Origin of the sequence: Pseudooceanicola endophyticus (assembly GCF_018760365.1) — a bacterium.
GTDB classification, from domain to species: Bacteria; Pseudomonadota; Alphaproteobacteria; order Rhodobacterales; family Rhodobacteraceae; genus Pseudooceanicola; species Pseudooceanicola endophyticus.
In genome coordinates, this window is record NZ_JAHIAB010000013.1 from 130,770 (window position 1) to 157,142 (window position 26,373).

Sequence of the window (26,373 nt, forward strand, 5' to 3'; positions counted from 1 at the left end):
CCTAGCGGGCCAGCCAGCCGCCATCGACATTCAGCACCGCGCCCGAGACGTAATCGCTGGCCGGCGCCGCCAGGTAGACGGCGCTTTCGGCGATATCCTCGGCCCGGCCCCAGCGTCCGGCGGGAATGCGGCCCAGGATCTCCTGGGCGCGGACCGGATCGTCGCGCAGCGCCTCGGTATTGTTGGTGGCGATGTAGCCCGGCGCGATGGCGTTCACGGTGATTCCCCGCGCCGTCCATTCATTGGCCAGAAGCTTGGTCAGCCCCGCCACGCCGTGTTTCGACGCCGTGTAGGAGGGCACCCGGATACCGCCCTGGAACGACAGCAGCGAGGCGATGTTGACGATCTTGCCGGTGCCGCCCCGCGCCAGCACCTCGCGCGCGAAGGCCTGGGAGGTGAAGAACACCGCCTTCAGGTTCACGTCCATCACCGCATCCCAGTCGGCCTCGGTGAAATCGGTGCTGTCGGCGCGCCGGATGATCCCGGCGTTGTTGACCAGCACGTCGATCCCGGCCCCCTCGAACAGCGGCACGGCGGCCATCGGATCGCTCAGATCCACCTGCACCTCCTCGGCGCGGCCACCGGCTTCGGTGATGCGCCGGACCGTTTCGGCGCTGCTGCGGCGGCCGGCGCAGATCACGCGGGCCCCGGCACGGGCCAGCGCCTCGGCGATGGCCTGGCCGATGCCGGTGTTGGCGCCGGTGACAAGGGCGGTGCGGCCGGAAAGCGAAAAGGCGGACATGGGAAACTCCCCTCAGGGTTGGAGAAGGCCCAGGAACCGCGGCAGCGCCAGCGTGAACCAGGGCACGTAGGTCACCAGCGCAAGCGCGAGGCTTGTCGCCAGGAAGAACGGCAGGATCGGGCGGATCACCTGGTCGATGCGCAGCCCGGCGACGGCACAGCCGACGAACAGCACGCTGCCCACCGGCGGCGTCATCGAACCGACGCCGAGGTTGAAGATCATCATGATCCCCAGGTGCACCGGGTCCATGCCGATCTGCTGCGCGATCGGCAGGAAGATCGGCGTGAAGATCAGCACCGCCGGCGTCAGGTCCATGAAGAAGCCGATGATCAGCAGGCTGATGTTCATGATCAGCAGGATGGTGATCGGGCTGTTGAAGCTGAGGATGCCGTCGGCGATGATGTCCGGGATGCCGGCAATCGTCATCACGTAGGACATGATCCCCGAGGCCGCGATCAGGAACAGGATCGAACAGCTGGTCACGGCGGAGGATTTCAGCGCCTCCAGGTATTCCCGCCAGCTGGCCATCCGGTAGCAGAGCGAGAGCCCGAAGGAATAGAGCACCGCCACCGCCGCGCCCTCGGTGGCGGTGAAGGCGCCGACGGCGATGCCGCCGATGACCACCACGACCATCGCCAGAGAGGGGACCGCCGCCCAGAAGGTGCGCAGCACCTCGCCCGCCGTCGTGCGCGCTTCGCTGCGATAACCGCGCCGGTGCGCGATGATCATGATGACCAGCATCACCGACAGGCCCATCAGGATGCCCGGCCCGTAGCCGCCCATGAACAGCGCCGAGATCGAGGTGCCGCCCGAAACCAGCGAAAACAGGATCAGCGGCCCGGAGGGCGGGATCAGGATGCCGGTGGGGGCCGAGGCGATGTTGACGGCGGCCGAGAAGCGCGGATCGTAGCCTTCCTTGGCCTGCAACGGCGCCATCACCCCGCCCACTGCCGCCGCCGCCGCGATGGAGGAGCCCGAGATAGAGCCGAACAGCATGTTGGCGATGACGTTGGTATGGGCCAGCGCCCCCGGCATCCGCCCGCCCAGCAGCTTGGCCAGGTTGATCAGCCGGATCGCGATGCCCCCCTTGTTCATGATGTTGCCGGCCAGCACGAAGAAGGGGATGGCCAGCAGGGTGAAGCTGTCGATGCCCGAGAACATCTTCTGCGCACCGACGAAGAAGATCACGTCCGGTGGCAGGTAGGCCAGCCCCAGCAGCAGCGAAGAGACCCCGATGGCGACCGAGATCGGCGTGCCGAGGACCAGCAGGACGAAGAACAGCGCGAACAGGGTCACTGCGGCCCCGGCGGGGTCCAGCATGTAGTCGATCAGGGCATCCATGTCAGAGCGTCTCCTCGGGGACATCGACCGGGCTGGTCTGCCCGGTGGCGATCAGCAGGGTGTTCATGCCCTGCAGCAGGATGATCAGCACCGCCGCCACCGGCACCGCCAGGTAGACCATTCCCATGGAGATCTGCATGATCGGCGACAGCTGGGTCAGCGCCGACTGGCTGGCCTGCCAGCCGCCCATCAGCATTGCCAGCGCCGCGAAGGCGATGGACACAAGCCCGTTGAACACCCCCAGGATGCGCTGGAGGATCGGCGGGCACAGGTGGATCACCAGTTCCAGCGACAGGTGGCGCCGGGTCCCGAAGCAATAGGCCGTGCCCAGCAGCGCCATCCAGATCATGGTGAACCGCAGGGTTTCCTCGGTGAACAGCGCCGGGGTGGCCAGCACGTAGCGGGTGAACACCTGCCACAGCATCAGGCAGACCATGATCACCAGCAATACGCAGATCAGGACCAGGAGCAGACGCTCCAGGGCCCTCTTGAGAAACAGCATGTCTTCGCCTCCTCTCGAAGCCTTGCGGAACACCGGAGCCTCGCGTCCCTCCCGCGGTGGTGTGCCTGGCCGGAGCATGGGTTGTGAAAATCACCTATGCAATATGAAATTATGTTGCATAACGAAAAGTTTTGACCCCGCATTCGCGTGAGGCGTGCCGCAGCGCGGCATCCTGCCCGGATCAGCCTTGCCGAAGGACTTCCTTGAAACCTTTTTAAATCAGATCGTTGCGGAAAAATGCCCCGCAATCTGCACCCGCAAAAGATTTGTGTAATAAATTTACATCTAGCAAGCAATTTTCATACCGCGCATTCTGGGCCCGTCGCAGCCCCCGCGGGCCGACACCGGAGCGCCGCCCGATGGAGGGGGCGGCCCCACCCAGGGAGGAAATCATGAAGCTCAAGACACTTGCCATTGCCGCCACCGCCGTTGTCGCGCTCATGGCCGGAAGCGTGGATGCGAAAACCCGCCTGCGCCTGGCCAACTCGCTCTCGGAGGATCATCCGACCAGCGCCGCGCTCAAGCAGTTCGCCGACGAAGTCGAACAGAAGACCGATGGAGAGGTCTCGATCCGGCTCTACCTCAACGGCGTCCTGGGCTCTGAACGCGAGGTGCTGGAGCAGCTCCAGAACGGTGCCGTCGACATGACCCGCGTCAGCGCCGGCAACCTCGAGAACTTCGATCCGATCTTCAAGGCCTTCACCCTGCCCTACATCTTTACCAGCGAGGACCAGTTCTACCGGGTGATGACCGGCCCCGTCGCCGACGAGGTCTACAATGCCACCAAGGACAGCGGCTTTATCGGGCTGACCTTCTTCGACAGCGGCGCGCGCTCTTTCTACACCCGCGACACACCGATCAACACGCCCGCCGACCTCAAGGGGCTGAAGATCCGGGTGATGAACTCCAACAGCTCGATCCGCATGGTCGAGATGATGGGCGGCACCCCGACCCCGATGCCCTACGGAGAGATCTACACCGCGCTTCAGCAGGGCGTCATCGACGGCGCCGAGAACAACGTCACCGCGCTGACCATCGGCCGCCACGGCGAGGTCGCCAAGTACTACAGCCAGGACGAACACCTGCGCGTGCCCGACTTCCTGGTGATCTCCAACGCGGCGATGGCGAAACTGACGCCCGAGCAGCAGAAGATCGTCAAGGAAGCCGCCGTCCACGCCACCCAGGCCTTCCGCGGCATCTGGGACAAGGCCATCGCCGATGCCCGCACCAAGGCCGAGGCCATGGGCGTGACCTTCATCAAGCCCGACCAGGCCCCCTTCCGCGAAAAGGTGATGCCGCTGCTCGACGAATACCGCGACGATCCGGACTTCGGGAAGATCCTGACCCAGATCCTCGCCACCGAGTAAGCCCACGCCCCCAGCCTCCCAGACCAAGCGAGACGCATCATGACCACCGAGACCGCGACCCTGCAGGATGACATCCGGCACAAGATCGGCCTGATCGTCACCGGGCTGCGCAACCTGCGCGACGAAGGCCGGTTCGACGAACCCAACCTGGACGGCACCGCCGGGGATTACGTCAGCTTTGACAGCTGGGAATGGCCTCAGGGCGTCGGCCTCTACGGCATTGCGCAGCTCTGGCGGCAGACCGGGGATGCCTCGGCGAAGGCCCTGCTGGAGGACTGGTACGACACCCAGTTCGCCCGCGGGCTCCCCGGGCTGAACGTCAACACGACGGCGCCGATGCTGGCGCTGTCGATCCTGTGGTCCGAAAGCCGCGATCCGAAGTGGGACGCGGCGATGCAGGACTGGGCGCAGCGCCTGATGAGCGAGGCGCCGCGCACCGCCTCGGGCGGCTTCCAGCACGATGTCTCCGACAAGGTCAACAAGGGCGAGCTGTGGGATGACACGCTGTTCATGCTGGCGCTGTTCCTGGCCAGCTACGGCCAGGCCTCGGGCCGGCGCGAGCTGGTGGACGAGGCGGTCTACCAGTTCCTCGTCCACACCCACTACCTGGCCGAACGCGAGACCGGCCTGTGGTTCCACGGCTGGACCTTCGAGGGCGACCATAACTTTGCCCGCGCCCGCTGGGCGCGCGGCAACAGCTGGATCTCGGCCGGTGTGCTGGATCTTTTCGATCTGGCCGAACTTTCGCCCGCCGATCACCGGTTCCTGTCCTGGATCGTCACCAGCCAGCTGGAAACCCTGATCGGCTACCAGTGCGACAGCGGCGCCTGGCGCACCCTGGTCGACGATCCGACCTCCTACGAGGAAATCTCGGCCACCGCCGCCATCGGCTATGCGCTGCTGAAGGGCCATCGACTGGGTCTGGGCGACGCCCGCTGGCGCGATGCCGGGCTGAAGGCTTTGCGCGCGGTGCTGGACAATATCGATGCCCAGGGCGTGGTCCAGCAGGTCTCCTACGGGACCCGGATGGGCCACGACCTGCAGTTCTACCGCGACATCCCGATCCAGCCCACCGGCTACGGCCAGTCGATGGCCCTGCTCTGTCTGGTCGAGGCGCTGCATCACGCAGAAGGCTGACGGCCTGTCCAAGTTCCCTGCCCTCCCGGCCTGCGGCCCGGTCCTGCAAAGGACCGGGCCGTCTGATGTCTCACTGCCCGGCGGAACGGCGTTCGAAGGTCAGCTGCTGCGCGGTGCGCCGGTCGAACCCGGCCCAGTAGCTGTGATCGGCGGCCGGCTTGCCGTCCTGCATGTCCCAGCCCCCGTCATTGGAATTCGGGATCAGGTCCAGGAACCGTTCCCGGTCGCTGTCATGCTTGAGGTAGAGATCCAGCCAGGCGGTGGCGAAATGCGCCGAGATGTTGTTCATCCGCGTATTGTCCCAGGTGAAATCCAAGTAGTGCAGCGCCAGGTTGAAGTTCAGTTCCGGATCGAAGGTGAAGGCTTCTTCCGGGGGCGGCATCGGGGCGCCGACATTGTGGTTCGCCCCCAGGAAGGTCAGCAGCGCCCGGTCCGAATTCACCGCCGCCTCGAAGGTCGGACGCACGCCGTCCTCGTAGCCCACCGTGTCATCGCGCGATCCGCCGATGAAAAGCATCGGGATGTGGATGCCACGCAGCGTCTCGTCATCGAAAAAGCCCACCCGGTAGCCCGCCGGCGCAAAGGCGATGGCGGCCTTGATGCGCGGATCGTGCTGCGCCGCGAAAGCCGCGCTTCCGGCACGGTACTGATCCAGCGTGCCGGGCGGCGCGGACCACATGCCCTCCCGCGCGGTGACGGCGGCCTCGGTCAGCCCGGCCCCGGCGCTGATCAGCGTGCCGTAGCCGCCCATCGAGTAGCCGATGATCGCGGTGGTGTCGGCATCGACCAGCCCGTGCAGGAAACTGCCGGGATCGGCCTCCTGCCGGGCGATCTGGTCCAGCACGAAAAGCTGGTCCTCCGAACGGTTCACCAGCGCCGAGGCGAAGGAGCTCAGCGTGCTGTAGGTCGTGTCGGTATGGTCGATCGACGCCACGACATACCCCTTTGAGGCCAGGTTTTCCGCCAGCGGCGCCATCAGGAAGCGGTTGCCCGGGTAGCCATGCGAAACGATGACCAGCGGATAGCGCGCGCCGGTCTCGGGGGCGGCATCGACCATGGCGCGGGCATGCAGGTCGATCCGGGTGTGGCCGTCGCGCAGGTAGGTCTGCACCACCGTCGCGCCCTCGGCATCGGCAGCGGCGGGGTACCAGATCTCGACCGGCAGGGGCCGGTCGGCGCGCGGGATCGTGGCCAGGGTGTCGCCCTTGGCGGCCCGCGCGATGTCGGGCTGGTCGGCATGGTGCAACAGGATCTCGCGGACGCCGATCCGGTGCGGCCCGTAGGCCGCCAGTTCCGGTGCATCGGGCCGGATCACGTCGATCCTATTCTCTGCCGCCAGAGGCAGGGCCAGCGACGGCAGGTACAGCACGGCCAGCCATACCGCGCCGGTATGCTTCAGGAATGTCATGATTTTTCTCCTCCAGGCGCCGCCACGGCCCGCAGGCCCTCCACGCAACGGCGCCGCCGCCGGGCCCTTCCCGACAGCTCCGTGACGGGCCTTCGGCCCGCGTCCCAAGATGGGATGTCCTCCATTAGGTAAACGATTACCCAACCGCAGGCTGACCCGTTTCGGTTGCAGGATCAAGGCATAGTTCGGATCCCCCGGGGCGCAACTCGGGGCTGCCCGGCGCGCCGAAACCGGCTATGCCTGACGGACAGGAAGGAGGGGCCCGCGATGACCCAGGACAGTACCGCAGACTGGCAGGCCCGGCCGCGCGTCTCGCTGCGCCTGGTGGCGCAGGCCGCCGGCGTGTCGATTGCCACGGCCTCGAGGGTTCTGAACGACGGCCCCGACAAGGCTTCGGCGGAAACGGTGCTACGGGTGCGCGAGGCCGCCGAACGGCTGGGATATCGGCCCGGCGGGGCGGCCCAGGCGCTGCGGCGGCGCGAAAGCCGGATCGTCGCGGTGCTGGCCGCCGCGCTGATCAACCCGGTGATGGCCACCATCGTCGCCTCCATCGGCCATGCGCTGCGCGCCGAGGGGCTGGTGATGGCGCTGTGCGACACCCATGAGGACGCCGCGATCCAGGACGATTTCCTGACCGAGATGCAGGCCCAGAACGCCCGGGCCTTCGTGCTGGTGGGGGCCGTGGACAGCCCCGGCCTGACCCGGCTGCGGGCCGCCGGCGCACCGCTGATCTTCGTCAACCGCCCCGATCCCGGCCCGGCGCCCGGCGGCGCCTATGTCGGCATCGACAATGCCGCCGCCGGAGAGGCCCTGGCCCGGCATGTGCTGGCCTTGGGCACGCAGCGCGCCATCCTGCTGCACGGCAGCCTTGAGCGCACGGCGGGGACCGAGCGCGCGCGCGGCATCCGCGCCGCTTTCGCCGCCGTTCCGGATGCAGAACTGATTGCCGTGGAAGCGCCGGGGCTGGACCAGCTGACCGGCGGCCTGCAGGCCATGGCCCAGGTGCTGTCGCTGCGGGACCCGCCCCGTGCGGTCCTGTGCCTGTCGGATGCGCTGGCCTACGGCGCCTGGCGCGGCGCACGCGAGGCCGGGCGACAGGAGGGCTTCGACCTCTACGGGTTCGACAACCTGCTGTTCAACGACTGGGTTGCGCCCTGGCTGAGCTCGGTCGCGGTAGACCCGGCGGCCTTCGGCCCCGCCGTCCTGGCGCAGCTGCCCGCGCCGCGCGCCGGCAGCCGCTGCTTCCTGCCGCACCGGCTGCACCTGCGCCCCGGCTGAGCCGGCCCTGGTCCCGCTGTTGCAGCGGCGGCCCCCGTCCCGGGAAGACCGCCGCAGCAGAGCTCAGACGATACCGCCGCCGCCGCCCGCAACCTTCGGACGGCGCGCGGTGACCTGGGCGCGGTAGCCCGCCGCGCGATAGGCGCGGATCGGGTCGATGGCACCGCCCGCATCCAGCCGGGCGCGCGCCAGGATCGGTTCCACATCCGTGCGGAAGGCACGGCGCAGCGTGGCCGAGGCCATCAGCGCATCGTTGTCCGCCTGGTAGCCCGCCAGCGCCGCACGATCGACAAGGCTGGCCTGCACATAGGCGCGCTGGATCTCCATCGCGGAAACCATCAGGCTTTCGATCGGATCGGTGACGTTGTGGCTCTGGTCGATCATATGGGCCAGGTTCAGGCCCGGCGTCGCCTCGGCATCGACCAGTTCATTCCAGACCAGGAACAGCCGGTAGGGTTCGATGGTGCCGCTGTCGAGGTCATCGTCGCCGTACTTGCTGTCGTTGAAGTGGAAGCCGCCCAGCTTGCCGGCATGGATCAGGCGCGAGACGATCATCTCGATATTCACGTTCGGCGCATGGTGGCCAAGATCGACAAGGCAGAAGGCCTTCTCGCCCAGCTCCTGCGCGGTCAGCAGGCTGGTGCCCCAGTCCTGCACCACGGTGGAATAGAAGGCGGGTTCGTAGATCTTGTGCTCCGAGAAGATCCGCCAGTCCTCGGGCAGGCCCTTGTAGATCTCCTTCATCGAGCCAAGGTAGCGCTCGAACTGGCGGCCCATATGGGTCTGACCGGGGAAATTCGAGCCGTCGCCGATCCAGACCGTCAGCGCCTTCGAGCCCAGCTTCGCGCCGATCTCGATGCATTCGAGGTTGTGCGCGATGGCCTGGGCGCGGGTCGCGGCATCGGTATGCGAGAGCGAGCCGTACTTGTAGCTGTGATCGCCGCCGGTATCCGAGAAGGTGTTGGAATTCATGCAATCGAAGCCGAGGCCGGTTTCCTCGGCCTTGGCCAGGAGGTCGGCGGGGTCGGCCTTGTCCCAGGGGATGTGCAGAGAGACGGTGGGCGTGGCCCGCGTCAGGTCGTTGATCACCGCGCAATCGTCGAGCCGGTCGAAGATGGTGGCGGGCTCACCGCCGCCGGGGAAGCGGGCAAAGCGGGTGCCGCCGGTGCCGGTGCCCCAGCTGGGGACGGCGACGGCGAAATCGGTGGCGCGCTTGCGGATCGTTTCGATGTCGATGCCCTCGCGGGCGAGCTTTTCGCCCAGGGCGTCGTAATCGCGGGCGAGATCGCCCTGGACGGTCTCGTTGGCAGCGTGGATGCTGGATTCGTCGAACATGGGTCTCCTCCCTCGGGGGGCCGGGGGGCTCTGCCCCCCACGCGCCTGCAGCGCGCTCCCCCCGGCATATTTGTGGAAAGATGAAAGGCGGGAAAGGCCCCGCCTGCCGGGATCTAGCGGGTGAAGGCCTCTTTGTTGCCCGCGTCGACGTTAAGGATGTTGCCGGTGGATTTCGCCGAGAGGTCCGAAGCCAGGAAATAGGCGGCCTCGGCGATGTCCTCGGGCAGGACCGAGCGCTTGAGCATGGAGCGGTTGCGATACATCTCTTCCAGGCCCTGCTTGTCGGTGCCGTAGGTCGAGGCACGCTGGTCGAGCCATTCGCCCTGCCAGATCCGGCTGCCGCGCAGCACCGCGTCGGGGTTCACCACGTTGACGCGGATCCCGGCCTCGGCGCCTTCCAGGGCGAGGCAGCGGGCGAGGTGGATTTCCGAGGCCTTGGCGGTGCAATAGGCCGAGGCATTGGGAGAGGCGGCAAGGCCGTTCTTGGAGGCCACGAAGACCACCGCACCGCCCATCGCCTGCTTGCGCAGCAGCGTGAAGGCCGCGCGCGAGACCAGGAAATAGCCCGTGGAAAGGATCGACATGTTCTTGTTCCACAGATCGAGCGTGGTCTCCTCGATCGGGGCCGAGGAGGCGATGCCGGCGTTCGAGACCAGAATGTCGAGCCCGCCGAATTCCACCGCGAGGGCGTCATAGGCGGCGGCAACCGCCGCTTCGTCGGTGACGTTCATGGCGATGGTGCGCACCACGTCGCCGGAATGCGCCTGCGACAGGGCCGTGGCGGCGGAGGCCAGCGCGCCTTCGTCAATATCGGCCAGCATCACGCAGGCGCCTTCCGCCAGGTAGCGCGCCGCCGTGGCCATGCCGATACCACCCGCGCCCCCGGTGACCAGCGCCACGCGACCGGCGAGGGATTTGGGCTTTGGCATCCGTTGCAGCTTGGCCTCTTCCAGCAGCCAGTATTCGATGTCGAAGGCCTCCTGCTCGGGCAGGCCGCAATATTCGGAGACGGCGGAGGCGCCGCGCATGACGTTGATCGCGTTGACGTAGAATTCGCCCGAGATGCGCGCCGTCGCCTTGTCCTTGGCGAAGGTGATCATGCCGACGCCGGGCACCAGGTAGACCACCGCATTCGGGTCACGCAGGGCGGGCGAGTTGTCGTGCTTGCAGCGGTCGTAATAGGCGGCGTAGTCCTTGCGATAGGCGGCGATCTGGTCCGGCAGGCCCGCCAGAACCGCATCGAGGTTCATCGCCGCCGGGTCGAAGCCCAGCACCAGGGGGCGGATCTTGGTGCGCAGGAAGTGGTCCGGGCAGGAGGTGCCAAGCGCCGCCAATGGCTGAAGTTGCGCGGAATTGACGAATTCCAGCACCGCCTCGCTGTCATCGAAATGACCGACCATGTGCTGGTTGCCCGAGACGAAGCCGCGAATGACCGGCATCAGGGCGGCGGCCACCTTGCGGCGCTCGGGACGCGCCAGGCTGTCATGCACGGCGCCACCGAAGGCCGGCTTGCCCTTGGTCTTGTCGTCGAAATAGGCCATGGCCTTGTTGATGATCTCGAGCGTCAGCTCGTAGCAGTCCTTCGCATCATCGGCCCAGGTGAACAGGCCGTGGGATTCCAGCACCACGCCCTTGGCCTCGGGGTTCTCCAGGCAGAACTTTTCCAGCCAGAGGCCCAGCTCGTAGCCCGGTTTCTTCCAGGGCAGCCAGCCGATCTCGTCTCCGAAGATCTCGGCGGTCAGCGCCTTCGAATTCTTCGAGGCGGCGATGGCGATGATCGCGTCGGGGTGCATGTGATCGACATGCGCCTTGGGCACATAGGCATGCAGCGGCGTGTCGATGGAGGCGGCGCGCGGGTTCAGGTTGAAGGTGCAATGCGGCAGGTAGCCGACCATCTCGTCTTCGAAGTCAACGCCGCGATACTTGCCCTTCAGGGCGCGCAGCTTGTCCATGTAGAGGGTCGCGAACCCGTCCATCCGGATCGATCCGACATCGCCGCCCGAGCCCTTGACCCAGAGCACCTCGGCGCCCGCGCCGGTCAGCGGATCGACCTCGGTGCATTTGCAGGAGGTGTTGCCGCCCCCGTAATTGGTGATCCGCTTGTCCGAGCCCAGCAGGTTGGACCGGTAGAGCAGCTTCTCGGGTTCGCTCATCCCGGCGGCGCGGGCATCATCCCACAGCGATTGCAGCCGCGCATGCAGCCGCTTGTCGACGGTCGTCATCGGTATTCTCCTCCCGGTGAACGGTCTGGTAAAGGTCCTGGAACTGGCCCGAAGCTGCACGGGCGCACCGGGGCTTGTCAATCAAAAACGATCATGAACAATCATTCTGCGTCGCAGAGAAGGTTTTCATGATCAAAAATGATTGACTTTGATTTTGCGATTCAGGACAAGGTTACCAGGAGGACATCATGCACGAGAAGGAACGCCATCGGATCATCCTGTCCGCGATACAGGACCGCCCCGTCGTGACGGTGGTGGAACTCTGTGCGCTGACAGGGGCTTCGGAGGCCACGATCCGCCGCGACATCGCCGCGCTCCATGTCGCCAAGAAGTTGCGGCGGGTGCGGGGCGGGGCAGAGGCGCTTAATCCCAACGCCTTCCCGGGGCTGGCGGGGCGGCCCTTCTCGATCAACGAAACGATCATGATCGAGCAGAAGCGCGCGATTGCGCGCGCCGCGGTGGAGCTTTGCGATGAAGGGGATCCGATCATCATCAACGGCGGCACCACGACGTTCCAGATGGTGCATCCGCTGGCCTCGCGCCGGATGCAGATCTTCACCAACAGCTTTCCCATCGCCGAGCACCTGCTGAAGCATTCGAGGAACACGATCATGCTGTCCGGCGGCGCGATCTACCGCGAGCAGAACATCATCCTGTCGCCCTTCGACAACGACGTGACGCGCAATTTCTATGCGCGGCGCATGTTCATGGGGGCGCAGGGCGTCGGTCCGCTGGGTCTGATGGAGGCGGACCCGCTGCTGATCCAGGCCGAGCAGAAGCTGATCGGACAGGCCGACGAGCTGGTGCTGCTGGTCGATTCGACGAAATTCGAGAACCGCTCCTCGCTGGTGCTGTGCCCGCTGGAGCGCATCGACGTGCTGATCACCGACGAGGGGATCAGCGACCGCGCCGCCGCCATGGTGGAGAGCGCGGATGTGAAACTGATCGTGGCGCGCCCGACCGCCACGAGAGGGGAGGTCAACACCGGCTAGGGCCGGCATCGTCGGGAGGAGAAAAGGGAGGAAAACATGAAGAAACTTGCGGGACTGATGATGACCGCGGCCATGGCGACGGGGCTCATGGCCTCGGGGGCGCAGGCCGACAACATGCGCATCGCGCTGGTGGTGAAAGCCCTTGGCATCGGCTTCTTCGAAGCCGCCAACAAGGGCGCGCAGGAGGCCGCGAAGGAGCTGGGGGATGTCGACATCATCTACACCGGCCCGACCGATACCACCGCCGAGGGCCAGATCGAGGTGATCAATTCGCTGATCGCGCAGAAGGTGGATGCCATCGCGATTTCGGCCAATGACACCGACGCGCTGGTGCCGACGCTGCAGAAGGCGATGAAACGCGGGATCACCGTGATTTCCTGGGATTCCGCCGTCGCCCCCGAGGGGCGCATGGCGCACCTCAACCCCTCCTCGAACGAGCTGATCGGCAAGATGATCATCAAGCTTGCCGCCGACAACCTGCCCGACCAGACCGGAGAGGTTGCCGTGCTGTCGGCCACCACCACCTCGACGAACCAGAACATCTGGATCGACGAGATGAAGAAGGCGATGAAGGCCGACTATCCCAACATCAAGCTCGAGGCGACGGTTTACGGCGACGACCTGGCCGACAAGTCCTACCGCGAGGCGCAGGGGCTGATGCAGTCCTATCCGGACCTCGATGCGATCATCGCGCCGACCTCGGTGGGGATCGTGGCGGCCGCCCAGGCGGTGGTCGATGCCGGCAAGGTCGGCAAGGTCAACGTGACCGGGCTGGGCCTGCCCTCCGAGATGGCCGGCGCCATCGAGAGCGGCGCGTCGAAATCCTTCGCGATCTGGAACCCGATCGACCTTGGCTATTCCGCGACGATGATGGCCTATCACATCGCCAAGGGCGACGTGAAACCCCAGCCCGAGGCCGAGATCCCGATCGGGCGCATGGGCAGCGTGACGCTGGACGAGACCAACTCGGCCGCCATGGCGGACCCGTTCGTCTACGACAAGAGCAACATCGAACAGTTCAAGACCATCTTCTGATCGGCTCTTTCCGGGCGGCACGCATCCCGTGCCGCCCCCCCCTTCCAGACCGCGAGGCCCCCATGGACGACACCCGTTCCAAGGCCGGAGCCGAGCATCCCGTGCTCGCGCTCGACGGCATCACCAAGACATTTCCCGGCGTGAAGGCGCTCGACGGTGTGAAGCTGGCGCTTTACCCCGGAGAGGTCACCGCGCTGATCGGCGAAAACGGCGCGGGCAAATCCACCGTCGTCAAGACCCTGACCGGCATCTACCAGCCCGACGGCGGCCAGATCCTGATGGACGGCCAGCCCGTCGCCTTTCCCACCGCGCAGGCGGCGCAGGACCATGGCGTGACCGCCATCCACCAGGAAACCGTGCTGTTCGACGAGCTGTCGGTGGCCGAGAACATCTTCCTGGGCCATGCGCCGCGCGGCCGCTTCGGCCTGATCGACACCGCCGCCATGAAGGCCCGCGCCAGGGCGCTGCTGGACGGGATCGGCGCGCAGATCGACCCGGGCGTCAAGCTGAAGGATCTGGGCATCGCCTCGCGCCATCTGGTCGCCATCGCCCGCGCCCTGTCGGTTGAGGCCCGCGTTGTCATCATGGACGAACCCACCGCCGCCCTGTCCCAGAAGGAGATCGAGGAGCTTTACGAGCTGGTCGATACGCTCAAGGCGCAGGGCAAGGCGATCCTGTTCATCTCGCACAAGTTCGACGAAATCTTCCGCATTGCCGATCGCTGGGCGGTCTTCCGCGATGGCCAGTTCGTCGGCCAGGGGCTGATGCGCGACGTGGACGAGGGCGATCTGGTGCGCATGATGGTGGGCCGCTCGGTCGACCAGATCTTCCCCAAGCGCGCCGCCCGCATCGGCGAAGAGGTCCTGAAGGTCGTGGGCTATGCCCATCCGACGGAGTTCGAGGACATCAACTTTACCCTCCGCCGGGGCGAGATCCTGGGCTTCTACGGGCTGGTTGGCGCCGGGCGCTCCGAGTTCATGCAAAGCCTGATCGGCATCACGCGGCCTTCGAAGGGCGCCGTGAAGCTGGACGGCAAGATCAAGGTCATCCGTTCCCCCGCCGAGGCGATCTCTGCCGGGATCGTCTATGTGCCCGAGGATCGCGGCAAGCAGGGGGCGATCCTCGACATGCCGATCTTCCAGAACGTCACCCTGCCCTCTCTCGGGCAGACCTCGAAGCGCGGCTTCACCCGCATGGCCGAGGAATTCGCGCTGGCGCGGCACTATACCGAACGGCTGGACCTGCGCGCGGCCTCGCTGGATACCCGGGTGGGGGCACTGTCGGGGGGCAACCAGCAGAAGGTCGTGATCGCCAAGTGGCTGGCAACCCAGCCCAAGGTGATCATCCTGGATGAACCCACCAAGGGCATCGACATCGGATCGAAGGCCGCCGTGCATGACTTCATGTCGGAACTGGCCGCAGAGGGGCTTTCGGTGATCATGGTCAGCTCGGAAATCCCCGAGATCCTGGGCATGTCCGACCGGGTCATCGTCATGCGCGAGGGGCGCATCGCCGCCGAACTGGAAGGCGACGCCCTGACCCCCGAAACCCTGGTCCGCCACGCGGCGGGCATCACCCACACCCCGTCGGAGGCCGCCGCATGAGCCTGCTGAAATCCCGCGAAGCGATCCTTGGGGCGGCGATTGTCGCGCTGCTGGTGCTGATCGCGACCCGCTTTCCGGCCTTCGTCGAACCGAAGAACCTGCTGGAGGTGTTCAACGACACCTCGCCGCTGATCATCCTGGCCCTTGGTCAGATGGTGGTGATCCTGACGCGCTGCATCGACCTGTCGGTGGCGGCGAACCTGGCGCTGACCGGCATGGTCTGCGCCATGCTGAACGTCGCCTGGCCGGGGATGCCCATCGGCGTGATCATGGTCATCGCGCTGGCCTGCGGCGCGCTGATGGGTGCGGTGAACGGGCTGCTGGTCTGGAAACTGGATATTCCCCCCATCGTGGTGACGCTGGGCACGATGACGATCTATCGCGGCATCATCTTCCTGCTCTCGGGCGGCGCCTGGGTGAACTCCCATGAAATGAGCCGCGCCTTCACCGGCGTGCCGCGCACCCAGATCCTGGGCCTGCCGCTGCTGGGCTGGATCGCCATCGTGGTGGCGCTGATCATGGCCGTGGTGATGTCGCGCACCCCGATGGGCCGCAGCTTCTACGCCACCGGCAACAACCCCCATGCCGCCGTCTACACCGGCATCGACGTCGGGCGCAGCCAGTTCCTGGCCTTCACCATCTCGGGCACGCTGGCGGGGCTGGCGGGCTACCTGTGGATCTCGCGCTACGCGGTCGCCTACGTGGATATCGCCGGCGGGTTCGAACTGGACGTGGTGGCGGCCTGCGTGATCGGCGGCGCCTCGATTGCCGGAGGCGTCGGCACGGTGGTCGGCACCATCCTTGGTGCGCTGTTCCTGGGGGTGATCAAGAACGCCCTGCCGGTCATCGACATTTCGCCCTTCTGGCAGATGGCGATCTCGGGAGCGGCGATCCTGGTCGCGGTCACCTTCAACTCCCGCTCGGGCCGCGCCCGGGGCCGGGTCATCCTGAAATCGGCGGAGCATGCGCAATGAGCACCCTCAGCACGAACCACGCCCCCCGCGACAGCGCCGGGCCCCGCAAGATCCCCGATCAGCTCAGCTCTCCGGCGACGAAGGCACTGAAAAGTTGGGAAAGCCTGCTGCTGCTGGTGGCGGTGGCGATTTTCCTGATGAACGCCCTGGCCTCGCCCTATTTCCTGGATGCCTGGAACCTGTCCGACGCCACCTACAACTTCACCGAGAAGGCGATGATCGCCTTCGCCATGGCGCTTCTGATCATCGCGGGGGAAATCGACCTTTCCGTCGCCTCGATCATCGCGCTGGCCTCCACCGCCATGGGGCTGATGATGCAGGCGGGCTTCGGCACGCCCGCGCTGGTGGCGACCGGGCTGGTGGTGGGGCTGCTGTGCGGCGCCTTCAACGGGCTTTTGGTGACGCGGCTGGGGCTGCCCTCCATCGTGGTGACCATCGGCACCATGAGCCTGTTTCGCGGCATCAGCTACATCGTTCTGGGGGATGGCGCCTTCCGCGGCTACCCGGCCGATTTCGCCTTCTTCGGGCAGGGCTACGTGTTCTGGGTCTTCACCTTCGAATTCGTGCTGTTTGCCGTGCTGGCGGTGATCTACGCCGTGGTGCTGCACCGCACCAACTTCGGGCGGGCGGTCTATGCGGTGGGCAACAATGCCACCGCCGCGCTGTTCTCGGGCATCCGGGTGGGCCGTGTGAAGATGATCCTCTTCCTGCTGACAGGCCTCATGTCCGGCATCGCGGCGGTCTGCCTGACCTCGCGCTTGGGCTCCACCCGCCCCTCCATCGGCACGGGGATGGAGCTTGAGGTGGTGACCATGGTCGTCCTCGGCGGCGTCAACATCCTGGGCGGATCGGGCAGCATCGCGGGCGTCGTCATCGCGGCCTTCGTGATGGGTCTGGTGACTTTCGGGCTGGGCCTGCTGAACGTGCCGGGCATCGTCATGTCGATCTTCATCGGCCTGCTGCTGATCGGGGTCATCGCCCTGCCCCGCCTCTGGAAGAAGCTGCGGAGGGCCTGATGGAAAAGCACGCCTTCCGCATGACCCTGAACCCCGGCTGTCTGGAGGAGTACCGCAAGCGCCATGATGAGATCTGGCCCGAGCTGGTCACCCTGCTGAAGGACGCCGGGGTCGAGGATTACTCGATCCATTTCGACCCGGAGACGAACGCGCTGTTCGGCGTGCTGTGGCGGCGCAAGGATCACGCCATGGCCGCCCTGCCCGATCATCCGGTGATGCAGCAATGGTGGGCGCATATGGCCGACATCATGGCGACCCATCCCGACAACCGACCCCGGGAGGCGCCGCTGATCCCGGTGTTCCACCTGCCATGAGCCGCCCTCGCCATATCGCCGTGATCGACGTCGGCAAGACCAACGCCAAGCTCGCCCTCGTCGAGGCCGCCACCCTGCGCGAGATCGCCGTCGTCACCCGCCCCAACCGGGTGCTGGCCGGCCCGCCCTGGCCGCATTTCGACCTGGAGGGGCACTGGGCCTTCTTCCTGGAACACCTTGCCGCCTTCCAGGGCGCGCACGGGATCGACGCGATCTCGGTCACCACCCACGGGGCGGCGGCGGTGCTGCTGGAGGAGGACGGCGCGCTGGCCGCACCGATGCTGGATTACGAACACCCCGGCCCCGACACGCTGGCCGCCGCCTATGACGCGATCCGCCCCGCCTTCGGGCAGACCGGATCGCCCCGCCTGCCTCTGGGCCTGAACCTTGGCGCGCAGCTTTTCTGGCAGTTCGAGACCTGCCCCGGGCTGCGCGAACGCACCGCCCATGTGCTGACCTATCCGCAGTACTGGGGCTATCGGCTGACCGGGAAGATGGCCACCGACGTCACCTCTCTGGGCTGTCACACCGACCTGTGGGAGCCCGAGACCGCGCAGTTCTCCACCCTGGTCGAACGGCTGGGGCTGGCGGGGAAGATCGCGCCCGCGCATCGCTCCTCGGACATGCTGGGAAGGCTTGATGCCGCGATCGCCGCGCGCACCGGGCTTTCGCCCGAGGTGCCCGTGGTCTGCGGCATCCATGACAGCAATGCCTCGCTCTATCCTCATGTGCTCTCGCAAAGGGGGGCCTTCTCGGTTGTCTCGACCGGGACCTGGGTGGTCGCCATGGCGATGGGGGGCAGCCCCGCGGCGCTGGATCCGGCGCGCGACACGCTGGTCAACGTGAATGCGCTTGGCCAGCCGGTGCCCTCGGCGCGGTTCATGGGTGGGCGCGCCTACGAGGTGATCCGCGACGGAAGCACCGCCACCCCGACCGATGCCGACCGGGCCGAGGTGCTTTCCGGCGTCGCCCTGCTGCCCTCGGTCACCCCCGACAGCGGGCCGTTCCAGGGACGGCGGCACGGCTGGACACGGTCGCCTGCGACCGAAGGCGCGAAGATGCTGGCGCTGTCGTGGTATCTGGCCCTTGTCACAGACACCTGCCTGACGCTGGTGGGGGCCGAAGGCCCGGTGATCGTGGAAGGCCCCTTCGGGCGCAATGCCGATTACACCGGGATGCTGGCGTGCCTGCGTCCCGAGGGCGTACGGGTTGCGACATCAGCCACCGGCACCAGCATCGGCGCCGCGCTGCTGTTCGAGGACCGGCGCAGCGGAGACACCCGTGCCATCGCCCCCCCGGCTGATGCCGAAGCGCTCAGGGCCTATGCCGCGCGCTGGCAGGCGCTGACCGCCCCCCTGCCCGCGCAGTAAGCGCCCCGGTCTGATACGCCCGGTGCCTCAGGTGCCGGGCGTGGCCGCGTAACGGCAGGCCACATCGCCCACCAGCTGGCGGCGGAACGCGACCTCGCTGTCCGAACCCAGATCCATCTGCAGGGAAATCCCGGTCGAGATCCGGTTTGACACCGCGTGGAAGCAGACCGCCACCACCGCGAGGTACAGATCGACCACCCGGAAACCCACGCGGATGCTGCCGTCCGCCCGCCCCCGCGCGACGATTTCCTCCAGCGAGGCAAGGTTCGCCGCCGAGCGCTGGCGCACGAAATCCGACCCCAGGATCGTCTCTCCGTCCTTCAGGTTCTCCGCCATGACCAGACGCACGAAATCCTCGTTGCGGCGGAAGTTGTCGTAGGCATCGACCGCATAGGCGCGCAGCTCTTCCAGGGGCGGACAGGCCGGGGCCTCGCTCGGGGCGCGGTGGCCGACGCGTTCATAGGCGGCCTCCAGCACGGCGCGATAGAGATCCTGCTTGGAGCCGAAATGGTAGTAGATCATCCGCTTCGAGGTGGCCGAGGCCGCCGCGATCTCGTTCACGGAGGCGCCGTCGAAGCCGTAGCGCACGAAGGCGCGCGTCGCCACCGCGATGATGTCGGCCCTTGTCGCCTCGGCCAGCGCCGCCGTGTCCTGATCCGCCTTCAGCTTGCGCCGCCCCGAACGACCGCGCGTGGGTGCCTCTTCCGTCATGGCCTGTCCTCCTCCGTTTCGACCTGCCCCACCGCAGAGGGTGAAACAAGGTTAAAACTTCTCCTTTACATGATTGAACCACATGGTACATAAAACGACAAGCGGGGGCCGGAGGAGGCCCGCCGGGCCCGTTAGGAGGACGGGGACGGCAGGTTCGGATCCCGCGAACAGTGGCGCAAAAGGGAGGATGACATGCGCTTTCTCAAAACGATTCTGGCCTGCGGGGCTGCCGTCACCGCGCTGAACGCGGCGCTGCCGGCCGTGGCGGCGGACAAGAAGGTCCAGCTGATCTATTCCGATACCGTTTCGGAGAACGACATCCGTACCACCACCCTGCGCGAGAGCTTCGGCAAGTGCCTGGGGGACGGGTTCGAGCTGAAGGACTACCACGGCGCCACCCTGTTCAAGCAGGGCACCGAGCTGAACGCGATGCAGCGCGGCAACCTCGACATGGGCAACCTGGCGATCTACGACTTCCAGAACCAGGTGCCCGCGACCTCGATCCTGGGCACGCCCTTCCTGTTCCGCGACTATGCCCACATGCGGGCGGTCTACGACAGCGACGTTCTGGATGACCTGCTGGCCGAGATCGAGAAGAAGGCCAAGGTCAAGATCCTGTCCTTCCCCTACATCGGCGCCCGCCACATCGGCTACAAGGGCGACAAGGAGATCATGACCCCCGAGGACCTGAAGGGCGTGAAGCTGCGGATGCCCCCGGGCGAGGGCTGGCAGTTCGTCGGCACCGCCATGGGCGCGACCCCGGTGCCGATCCCCTTCGCCGAGACCTACACCGCGCTGCAGACCGGCGCCATCGACGGCCAGGACAACGGCTTCCCGGCGATCCACTCGATGAAGTTCGACGAGATCATCGACCATATCGGCAAGACCGCCCACCTGATCGCCGCGAACGAATTCACCATTTCCCTGAAGAAATGGAATTCGATGACGGAGGAGCAGCAGGCCAAGGTGCAAAGCTGCGCCGACAATTTCGAGGCCGCGCTGGACAAGGTGACCCTGGACCAGGAGGCCGAATACGAGGCCGCCTTCAAGCAGGAGGGGATCGACGTCTACACCCCCGACAACGCCGCCTTCCGCAAGCATGTGCTGGAGGTCTACCAGAACTCGAAATACGCCAAGGACTGGCCGCCGGGTCTGCTCGACAAGATTTCCGCCGTCGGCGAATGATCCCAGTCCCGGGGGATGCGGCGCTGCCTGCCGCCCCCCGGCCCCTCCTTCCGGAGTGCCCTCATGAAACAGCTTCATCCGCTCCTGCGCAGGGCAGCGGCCCTGCCGGCGCATCTTTCCGCACTGCTGTTCGGCAGCATGTTCGCGGTCTTCATCCTGCAGATCGTCTTCCGCTACGCCCTTGACCTGCCCGTCGGCTGGACCGTCGAATGGGTCACGCTGGCCTGGCTCTGGGGGATCCTGCTGGCGGCGGCCTTCGTGATCCCCACCGACAACATGATCAAGCTCGACATCATCTATGCGCTGCTGCCGCGCGGCGCGCGCCGGGTGCTGGACGTGGTGGCGGGGCTGGTCACGGCGGCGATCTTCGCCTGGACCCTGCCCAAGGCCTGGGACTACGTGACCTTCATGGACATCGAGCGCACCGCCTACATGCGGCTGCCGTTCTCCTGGGTCTTCGCGATCTACATGCCGTTCCACATCGCGGTGATCATCCGGATGCTGCTGGTCGCCTGGAACGGGCTGACCGGCGGTGCCCCGGTCCCCGAAACCCATGCCGAGACCCACGATTATGACTGATCCCTTCACGCTTGCGATGGTCGCCATCGTCGCGCTGTCGATCGCTGGCATCCCGGTGGGCCTGGCGATGATGAGCGGCTCCTTCCTGTATCTGATCCTGTCGGGCTTCGACCCCTCCATCGCCTCGGAACAACTGCTTCAGGGCCTGTTCAACGGCTATACCCTGCTGGCGATCCCGCTGTTCATCCTGGCCGCAGACATCATGAACATCGGCAGCCTGGCCGACCGGCTGCTGCGTTTCTGCCAGGCCCTGGTCGGACGCTTCCGAGGCGGCCTCGGGCATGTCAACGTCTTCAGCTCGGTGATCTTCTCGGGGATGTCGGGCTCGGCCGTGGCGGATGCGGTGGGCATGGGCAAGATCATCATCAACATGATGACCAAGGACGGGAAGTACCCGCCCAGCTACGCCGCCGCGATCACCGCCGCCACCGCCACCATCGGCCCGATCATCCCGCCCTCGATCCCGATGGTGCTCTATGCTCTGGTCTCGGACCAGTCGGTCGGCTACCTCTTTGCCGCCGGCATGGCGCCGGGCCTGCTGATGGCCGCCGTGATGGCCTTCATGAACTGGGTGATGGCACGCCGCCGGGGCTTCCCCGTGGACGAGGCCGTGCCGCTGCGCGAACTGCCCAAAATCACCTGGGAGGCCCTGCCCGCCCTGATGCTGCCTGTCATCCTGCTGGGCGGGATCTACGGCGGCATCGTCACCCCGACCGAGGCCGCCGCCGTCGCCGCCGCCTATGCGCTGGTGATCTCGGTGCTGCTCTACCGCTCGGTCACCTTCCGCGCCTTCTGGGAGACGCTGATTTCCGGCGCCCGCTCGGCCGGGGCGATCGGGGTGCTGATCGGCGGCTCGCTGACCTTCAACTACGTCATCACCCGCGAGGACGTGCCCAATGCTCTGGCCGCCTTCCTGCAGGGCATGGACCTGTCGCAGACCGGCTTCCTGATCGCGATCAACATCCTGATCCTGCTGCTGGGCTGCATCCTTGAGGGCGGCGCGATCCTGCTGATCGTGGTGCCGATCCTGATCCCCGCCGTGCAGGCCATGGGCATCGACCTGGTGCATTTCGGCGTCATCGTGGTGGTCAACGCCATGCTGGGCCTGATCACCCCGCCCTACGGGCTACTGCTGTTCATCACCGCCTCCATCACCCGCCAGCCCATGGGCGCCATCGTGCGCGACATCTGGCCCTTCATCGTCGCGCTGCTTGTCGCGCTCGGCATCATCACCTTCGTGCCGGACTTCGTCCTCTTCCTGCCCCGCCTGCTGGGCTACCAGGGCTGAGCCCCCCTTTCCGGAGACCTTCCATGATCAACCCCGAAATCGAGACCTTCCTGGCCAAGTGGAACGACAGCTGGGCCGTGCTGCCCGCCGGCGCCCCGATCACCGACCGCCGGCTGCTGTTCGAATACATCGCCGATGCGATGCGCCTGCCCCAGCCCGAGGGTATCGCCGTCTCGACCGCCTTCCTGGCCCACGAGGGGCGCAACGTGCTGATGCGGATCGAACGCGCGACGGCGGGCCTTCCCGCCCAGCCCTGCCTGATCTACATGCACGGCGGCGCCTGGATGCAGGGCAGCCCGATGACCCATTCCGACATCACCGCCCGCATCGCCGCCGCCAACGGCCAGACGGTGATCAGCGTCGATTACGCGCTGGCCCCCGAACATCCCTTCCCCAAGGCCATCCACGAGGTCATCGCCGTGGCCCACTGGGTCCATGCCAACGCCGAAAGCCTCGGGATCGACCCCACCCGCATCGCCATCGGCGGTGACAGCGCCGGGGCCAACCTGGCCGCCGCCGCCTGCCTGGCGCTGCGCGGCACCGCCGCCGCCCCGATGGCGCAGATGCTGGTCTATCCCTGCGTCCATTTCGACATGTCCTTCCCCTCCTACCAGGAGAATGCCGAGGGGCCGCTGATCCAGACCGCCGGCATGGCCAAGACCAACCTGATGTACTGCGGCAACGAGGAGAACCTGAAGCACCCGCTGGCCGCGCCGCTCCATGCCGACAGCCATGCCGGCCTGCCCCCCGCCTTCATCGCCGTGGCCGAACACGACCCGCTGCGCGACGACGGCCATGCCTATGCCGAGAAACTGCGCGCCGAGAGCATCGCGGTGCAGCTCGATCCCGGCCAGGGGCTGATCCACGGCTACCTGCGCGCGATGGAATACTGCGCCGACGCCCGCGCCAGCCTCGCGCGCATGACCGCCTGGCTGGCCGACCGCTACGCGGCCGCCTGAGCGATGCCGACGCCGATCCCCGCCCCCGACCACGTCTTCACCCTCGACGTGCATATCGCCCGCCCCCGCAGCAACGGGGCGGGCATCAACGGCGAGCGCAAGCATATCGAGGTCACCGGCGGCACGGTCCAGGGGCCGCGGCTGAGGGGAAAGGTCCTCTCGGGCGGGTCGGACTGGCTCTGGCAGCGCCCCGACGGGGTGGCCGAGATCAACGCCCACTATTCGCTCGAAACCGAGGACGGCACGCTGATCTACGTGCAGAACCGGGGTCTGCGGGTCGCCGATCCGGCGGTGCGCGCCGATCTGATCGCCGGACGCCCGGTGGATCCTTCGGCCTTCTACTTCCGTGCGGCCCCGGTCTTCGATGCGCCCGACGGCCCCTTCCAGTGGCTGCGGGAAACGCTTTTCGTCAGCCGGGTCACCCCCTGCCCCGGCGGCGTCACGGTGGACGTGTTCCGCGTCCCCTGATCCAGGGGCCGCCCCCTCCCCTTCTCCCAAAGAAAACCGCCGCCGGTGCAGCACACCGGCGGCGGTTCCCCTTCAGGTAGCCCCAAAGGTTCAGCGCCCCTCGGCCTCGCGCCAGGCCTTGAAGGCCAGCTGGTGCTCGTCCTTCGTGCAGGGATAAAGCCCGATGATCGTCGCGCCATCCTTCACCTGGTGCACGACGAAATCCTCGTAGGCGGTCATCTCGACGGCCTCGTCGGCGATCTCGTCGGCAATGTCGGCGGGAATGACGATGACGCAATCGGCATCCCCGACGATGATGTCGCCGGGAAACACCGGGGCATCGCCGCAGCCGATGGGGTCGTTGATGGCAATGGCCTCGTTGTTGGTCAGGTTGGTCGGGCTCGAGGGCCGGGTATGATAGGCCGGGATCTCCAGCCCGGCGATGGTGCGGGCATCGCGGAAGCCGCCGTCGGTCACCACGCCGGCGCCGCCGCGCTTCATCAGCCGGGTGATCAGGATGTCCCCGGCCGAGGCCGCATCGGCCTGCTTGCGGCTGTCCATCACCAGAACATGGCCCTCGGGGCAGGTCTCGATGGCGACGCGCTGCGGGTGCTCGGGATCGCGGAAGGCCGCGAGCGTGTTGCGGTCCTCGCGCGCGGGCATGTAGCGCAGGGTGAAGGCCGGGCCGACCATGTTGGCGCCCTTCCAGCCCACCGGGTGCACGCCCTGGATCACCTGGTGGCGCAGGCCGCGCCGATAAAGCGCGGTCGCCAGCGTCGCCACCGACACGCCCATCAGCTTTTCACGGGTTTCGGGATTCATTCTGGGATCTCCTCCGGGATCATCCGGGGGGCCCGCAAGGCCCCCCTTATGCATTCAACTTTCAGGAAATATGCCGGGGTGAATGCGCGGCACGCGCAGAGGGGCAGCGCCCCTTTCCCGTGCCGGCTTTCAGGCCAGCGGTCTCAGACCATGTCCTCGCCCAGCAGCCCCTCGGGGAGGTCCTGGAAGCAGACCGGGCGCAGGAAGCGGCGGATCGACAGGGTGCCGACCGAGGTCGCCCCGAAGTTGGTCGAGGCCGGATAGGGCCCGCCATGGACCATCGCATCGGCCACCTCGACGCCGGTCGGGAAGCCGTTGACCAGCACGCGGCCGGCCTTGCGCTCCAGGATCGGCAGCAGCGCACGCGCATCGGCCAGGTCGCCCTCGTCCATGTGCAGCGTCGCCGTCAGCTGGCCCTCGAAGCCCTTCGCCAGAACCGCCATCGCCTCCTGGCCCGGCACCCGGATCACCAGACCCAGCGGCCCGAAAACCTCTTCACCCAGGGCATGATCCTGCAGATAGGCCTCGGCATCGGTCTCGTAGAGGTTCGGCGCGGCGCTGCGGCCCTCCTGCGGGGTCGCCAGCAGGGTGCGCACGGTGTTGCGACTCTCGAAACGCTCCTTGCCGGCGCGGTAGGCGGCGGCGATGCCCTCGGTCAGCATGACCTGGGGGGCGACCTCCTTCAGCGCGGCGGTGGCGGCGGCGACGAAACTGTCTCCCTCGGCGCCGGTCGGGACGACGGCGATGCCGGGGTTGGTGCAGAACTGCCCCGCGCCCATGGTCAGCGATCCGGCCCAGCCCTTGCCCATCGCCTCGGCCCGCGCAGCAAGCGCGCCCGGCAGCACGAACATCGGGTTGACCGAGCCCAGTTCGCCGAAGAACGGGATCGGCTCGGGACGGGCGGCGCAAAGATCGAACAGCGCGCGGCCCCCGCCGAGCGAGCCGGTAAAGCCCACGGCCTTGATCAGCGGATGCTGCACGAGGGTGGTGCCGACCTCGCGCTTGCCGCCCTGGATCAGCGAGAAGACGCCCGGGTGCAGGCCGCAGGTCTTGATCGCGGCATGGATCGCCTCGGCGACGATCTCTCCGGTGCCGGGATGGGCGGAGTGGCCCTTGACGACGACCGGGCAGCCGGCGGCGAGCGCGGCGGCGGTGTCGCCCCCCGCGGTCGAGAAGGCGAGCGGGAAGTTCGAGGCGCCGAAGACCGCGACCGGGCCGATGGGGCGCTGCACGAGGCGCAGGTCGGGGCGCGGCAGGGGCTTGCGCTCGGGCAGCGCGGGGTCGTGGCGCAGGTCGAGGTAGGCGCCCTTCAGGATGTGGTCGGCGAACAGCCGCAGCTGGCCGGTGGTGCGGCCGCGCTCGCCCTGCAGGCGGGCCTCGGGCAGGCCGGTCTCCTGGGAGCCGATCTGGGTGATCGCGTCGGCGCGGGCCTCGATCTCATCGGCGATGGCGGTGAGGAAGGCGGCGCGTTCCGCGCGGGTGGAATAGCCGTAGGACCAGAAGGCCTCTTCTGCTGCCTCGCAGGCGGCGTTGACCAGATCGGGGGTGCCGACGGAGAAGCTGTGCACCGGGCCATGGGCGGGTTCGGAGGGGAAGCGGGCTTGGGTCGCGACCCACTCGCCCGCGATCAGGTGCTTGCCGTGGGGGGTGAAGGCGGGTGTCATGCCATCCATGAAATGTCCTTTCCGGTGGAGACCCCGGGGGCGCTGCCCCCGGACCCCAGAGGTATTTAAAACAAGAAAATG

At 67.0% G+C, this 26,373-nt stretch carries 24 protein-coding genes; 15 read left to right on the plus strand and 9 right to left on the minus strand.

The window, feature by feature from the left end:
- Position 1: 1 nt before the first annotated feature.
- From kduD to KM176_RS20150, 3 genes are read right to left on the minus strand one after another with little or no spacing between them, the layout of a single operon-like run.
- Positions 2–742 carry a 2-dehydro-3-deoxy-D-gluconate 5-dehydrogenase KduD gene (gene kduD / locus KM176_RS20140; RefSeq protein WP_160895521.1) on the minus strand — a complete coding sequence of 247 codons (741 nt, stop codon included), beginning with the start codon at positions 740–742 and terminating at the stop codon, positions 2–4.
- Between the two features lie 12 nt (positions 743–754).
- The gene (locus KM176_RS20145) at positions 755–2,083 is read right to left on the minus strand and encodes a TRAP transporter large permease (RefSeq protein WP_236045387.1); all 1,329 of its coding nucleotides are present in this window, start codon (positions 2,081–2,083) and stop codon (positions 755–757) included.
- Between the two features lies 1 nt (position 2,084).
- Positions 2,085–2,585: a TRAP transporter small permease gene (locus KM176_RS20150; RefSeq protein WP_160895520.1), complete on the minus strand. Its 501-nt coding sequence runs from the start codon at positions 2,583–2,585 to the stop codon at positions 2,085–2,087.
- A gap of 392 nt (positions 2,586–2,977) precedes the next feature.
- Here KM176_RS20150 and KM176_RS20155 point away from each other — a divergent pair, with 392 nt between their 5' ends.
- Positions 2,978–3,952: a TRAP transporter substrate-binding protein gene (locus KM176_RS20155; protein ID WP_160895519.1), complete on the plus strand. Its 975-nt coding sequence runs from the start codon at positions 2,978–2,980 to the stop codon at positions 3,950–3,952.
- 39 nt (positions 3,953–3,991) lie between these two features.
- The gene (gene bglB, locus KM176_RS20160) at positions 3,992–5,089 is read left to right on the plus strand and encodes a beta-galactosidase BglB (protein ID WP_160895518.1); all 1,098 of its coding nucleotides are present in this window, start codon (positions 3,992–3,994) and stop codon (positions 5,087–5,089) included.
- Between the two features lie 70 nt (positions 5,090–5,159).
- Here bglB and KM176_RS20165 read toward each other — a convergent pair whose 3' ends face one another.
- A complete protein-coding gene (locus tag KM176_RS20165) occupies positions 5,160–6,497 on the minus strand; it encodes an alpha/beta hydrolase family protein (protein WP_160895517.1) in 1,338 nt (445 codons plus the stop codon).
- Positions 6,498–6,764: 267 nt separating this feature from the next.
- On the opposite strand from KM176_RS20165, the gene KM176_RS20170 reads away from it, so the two are divergent.
- Positions 6,765–7,775: a LacI family DNA-binding transcriptional regulator gene (locus KM176_RS20170; RefSeq protein WP_160895516.1), complete on the plus strand. Its 1,011-nt coding sequence runs from the start codon at positions 6,765–6,767 to the stop codon at positions 7,773–7,775.
- A 63-nt stretch (positions 7,776–7,838) separates the two neighbouring features.
- Here KM176_RS20170 and rhaI read toward each other — a convergent pair whose 3' ends face one another.
- Together rhaI and KM176_RS20180 are read right to left on the minus strand one after the other, a co-directional pair.
- Positions 7,839–9,110: an L-rhamnose catabolism isomerase gene (rhaI, locus tag KM176_RS20175; protein ID WP_160895515.1), complete on the minus strand. Its 1,272-nt coding sequence runs from the start codon at positions 9,108–9,110 to the stop codon at positions 7,839–7,841.
- A gap of 113 nt (positions 9,111–9,223) precedes the next feature.
- Positions 9,224–11,332 carry a bifunctional rhamnulose-1-phosphate aldolase/short-chain dehydrogenase gene (locus KM176_RS20180; RefSeq protein ID WP_160895514.1) on the minus strand — a complete coding sequence of 703 codons (2,109 nt, stop codon included), beginning with the start codon at positions 11,330–11,332 and terminating at the stop codon, positions 9,224–9,226.
- A gap of 188 nt (positions 11,333–11,520) precedes the next feature.
- On the opposite strand from KM176_RS20180, the gene KM176_RS20185 reads away from it, so the two are divergent.
- From KM176_RS20185 to KM176_RS20215, 7 genes are all read left to right on the plus strand, one after another.
- Positions 11,521–12,324: a DeoR/GlpR family DNA-binding transcription regulator gene (locus tag KM176_RS20185; RefSeq protein WP_160895513.1), complete on the plus strand. Its 804-nt coding sequence runs from the start codon at positions 11,521–11,523 to the stop codon at positions 12,322–12,324.
- A 36-nt stretch (positions 12,325–12,360) separates the two neighbouring features.
- On the plus strand, positions 12,361–13,359 hold the full coding sequence (gene rhaS, locus KM176_RS20190) for a rhamnose ABC transporter substrate-binding protein (RefSeq protein ID WP_160895512.1): 999 nt from the start codon (positions 12,361–12,363) through the stop codon (positions 13,357–13,359).
- Positions 13,360–13,421: 62 nt separating this feature from the next.
- Entirely contained in the window at positions 13,422–14,963 is a 1,542-nt protein-coding gene (locus tag KM176_RS20195) for a sugar ABC transporter ATP-binding protein (RefSeq protein WP_160895511.1), read from the plus strand.
- Positions 14,960–15,937 carry an ABC transporter permease gene (locus KM176_RS20200; RefSeq protein ID WP_160895510.1) on the plus strand — a complete coding sequence of 326 codons (978 nt, stop codon included), beginning with the start codon at positions 14,960–14,962 and terminating at the stop codon, positions 15,935–15,937. Before KM176_RS20195 ends, KM176_RS20200 begins: the two co-directional genes overlap by 4 nt.
- Positions 15,934–16,953 (plus strand): ABC transporter permease, encoded by a 1,020-nt coding sequence (locus KM176_RS20205; protein ID WP_160895509.1) that lies wholly within the window; start codon positions 15,934–15,936, stop codon positions 16,951–16,953. The genes KM176_RS20200 and KM176_RS20205 overlap by 4 nt, the downstream gene beginning before the upstream one ends.
- Positions 16,953–17,267 carry an L-rhamnose mutarotase gene (locus KM176_RS20210; RefSeq protein ID WP_160895508.1) on the plus strand — a complete coding sequence of 105 codons (315 nt, stop codon included), beginning with the start codon at positions 16,953–16,955 and terminating at the stop codon, positions 17,265–17,267. The genes KM176_RS20205 and KM176_RS20210 overlap by 1 nt, the downstream gene beginning before the upstream one ends.
- On the plus strand, positions 17,264–18,637 hold the full coding sequence (locus tag KM176_RS20215; protein WP_160895507.1) for an FGGY-family carbohydrate kinase: 1,374 nt from the start codon (positions 17,264–17,266) through the stop codon (positions 18,635–18,637). Before KM176_RS20210 ends, KM176_RS20215 begins: the two co-directional genes overlap by 4 nt.
- A 27-nt stretch (positions 18,638–18,664) precedes the next feature.
- Here the strand turns inward: KM176_RS20215 and KM176_RS20220 are convergent, their stop codons facing one another.
- On the minus strand, positions 18,665–19,348 hold the full coding sequence (locus KM176_RS20220) for a TetR/AcrR family transcriptional regulator (protein ID WP_160895506.1): 684 nt from the start codon (positions 19,346–19,348) through the stop codon (positions 18,665–18,667).
- 192 nt (positions 19,349–19,540) lie between these two features.
- Between KM176_RS20220 and dctP the strand changes: the two genes are divergently transcribed.
- The 5 genes from dctP (at position 19,541) to KM176_RS20245 (ending at position 23,827) form a co-directional block, all read left to right on the plus strand.
- Positions 19,541–20,533 carry a TRAP transporter substrate-binding protein DctP gene (gene dctP / locus KM176_RS20225; RefSeq protein ID WP_160895505.1) on the plus strand — a complete coding sequence of 331 codons (993 nt, stop codon included), beginning with the start codon at positions 19,541–19,543 and terminating at the stop codon, positions 20,531–20,533.
- Between the two features lie 63 nt (positions 20,534–20,596).
- Positions 20,597–21,112: a TRAP transporter small permease gene (locus KM176_RS20230; RefSeq protein WP_160895504.1), complete on the plus strand. Its 516-nt coding sequence runs from the start codon at positions 20,597–20,599 to the stop codon at positions 21,110–21,112.
- Positions 21,105–22,400: a TRAP transporter large permease gene (locus KM176_RS20235; protein ID WP_160895503.1), complete on the plus strand. Its 1,296-nt coding sequence runs from the start codon at positions 21,105–21,107 to the stop codon at positions 22,398–22,400. Before KM176_RS20230 ends, KM176_RS20235 begins: the two co-directional genes overlap by 8 nt.
- Before the next feature lie 23 nt (positions 22,401–22,423).
- Complete coding sequence (locus KM176_RS20240) at positions 22,424–23,359, plus strand: alpha/beta hydrolase (RefSeq protein WP_160895502.1); 936 nt, start codon at positions 22,424–22,426, stop codon at positions 23,357–23,359.
- Positions 23,360–23,362: 3 nt separating this feature from the next.
- Positions 23,363–23,827, plus strand: a complete 465-nt coding sequence (locus KM176_RS20245) for a DUF3237 domain-containing protein (protein WP_215558814.1) — start codon at positions 23,363–23,365, stop codon at positions 23,825–23,827.
- A gap of 90 nt (positions 23,828–23,917) precedes the next feature.
- On the opposite strand, the gene KM176_RS20250 is transcribed toward KM176_RS20245, so the two are convergent.
- Together KM176_RS20250 and KM176_RS20255 are read right to left on the minus strand one after the other, a co-directional pair.
- Positions 23,918–24,628, minus strand: a complete 711-nt coding sequence (locus KM176_RS20250; RefSeq protein WP_160895501.1) for a ribonuclease activity regulator RraA — start codon at positions 24,626–24,628, stop codon at positions 23,918–23,920.
- 143 nt (positions 24,629–24,771) lie between these two features.
- The gene (locus KM176_RS20255) at positions 24,772–26,301 is read right to left on the minus strand and encodes an aldehyde dehydrogenase (NADP(+)) (RefSeq protein ID WP_160895500.1); all 1,530 of its coding nucleotides are present in this window, start codon (positions 26,299–26,301) and stop codon (positions 24,772–24,774) included.
- Between the last annotated feature and the right edge of the window lie 72 nt (positions 26,302–26,373).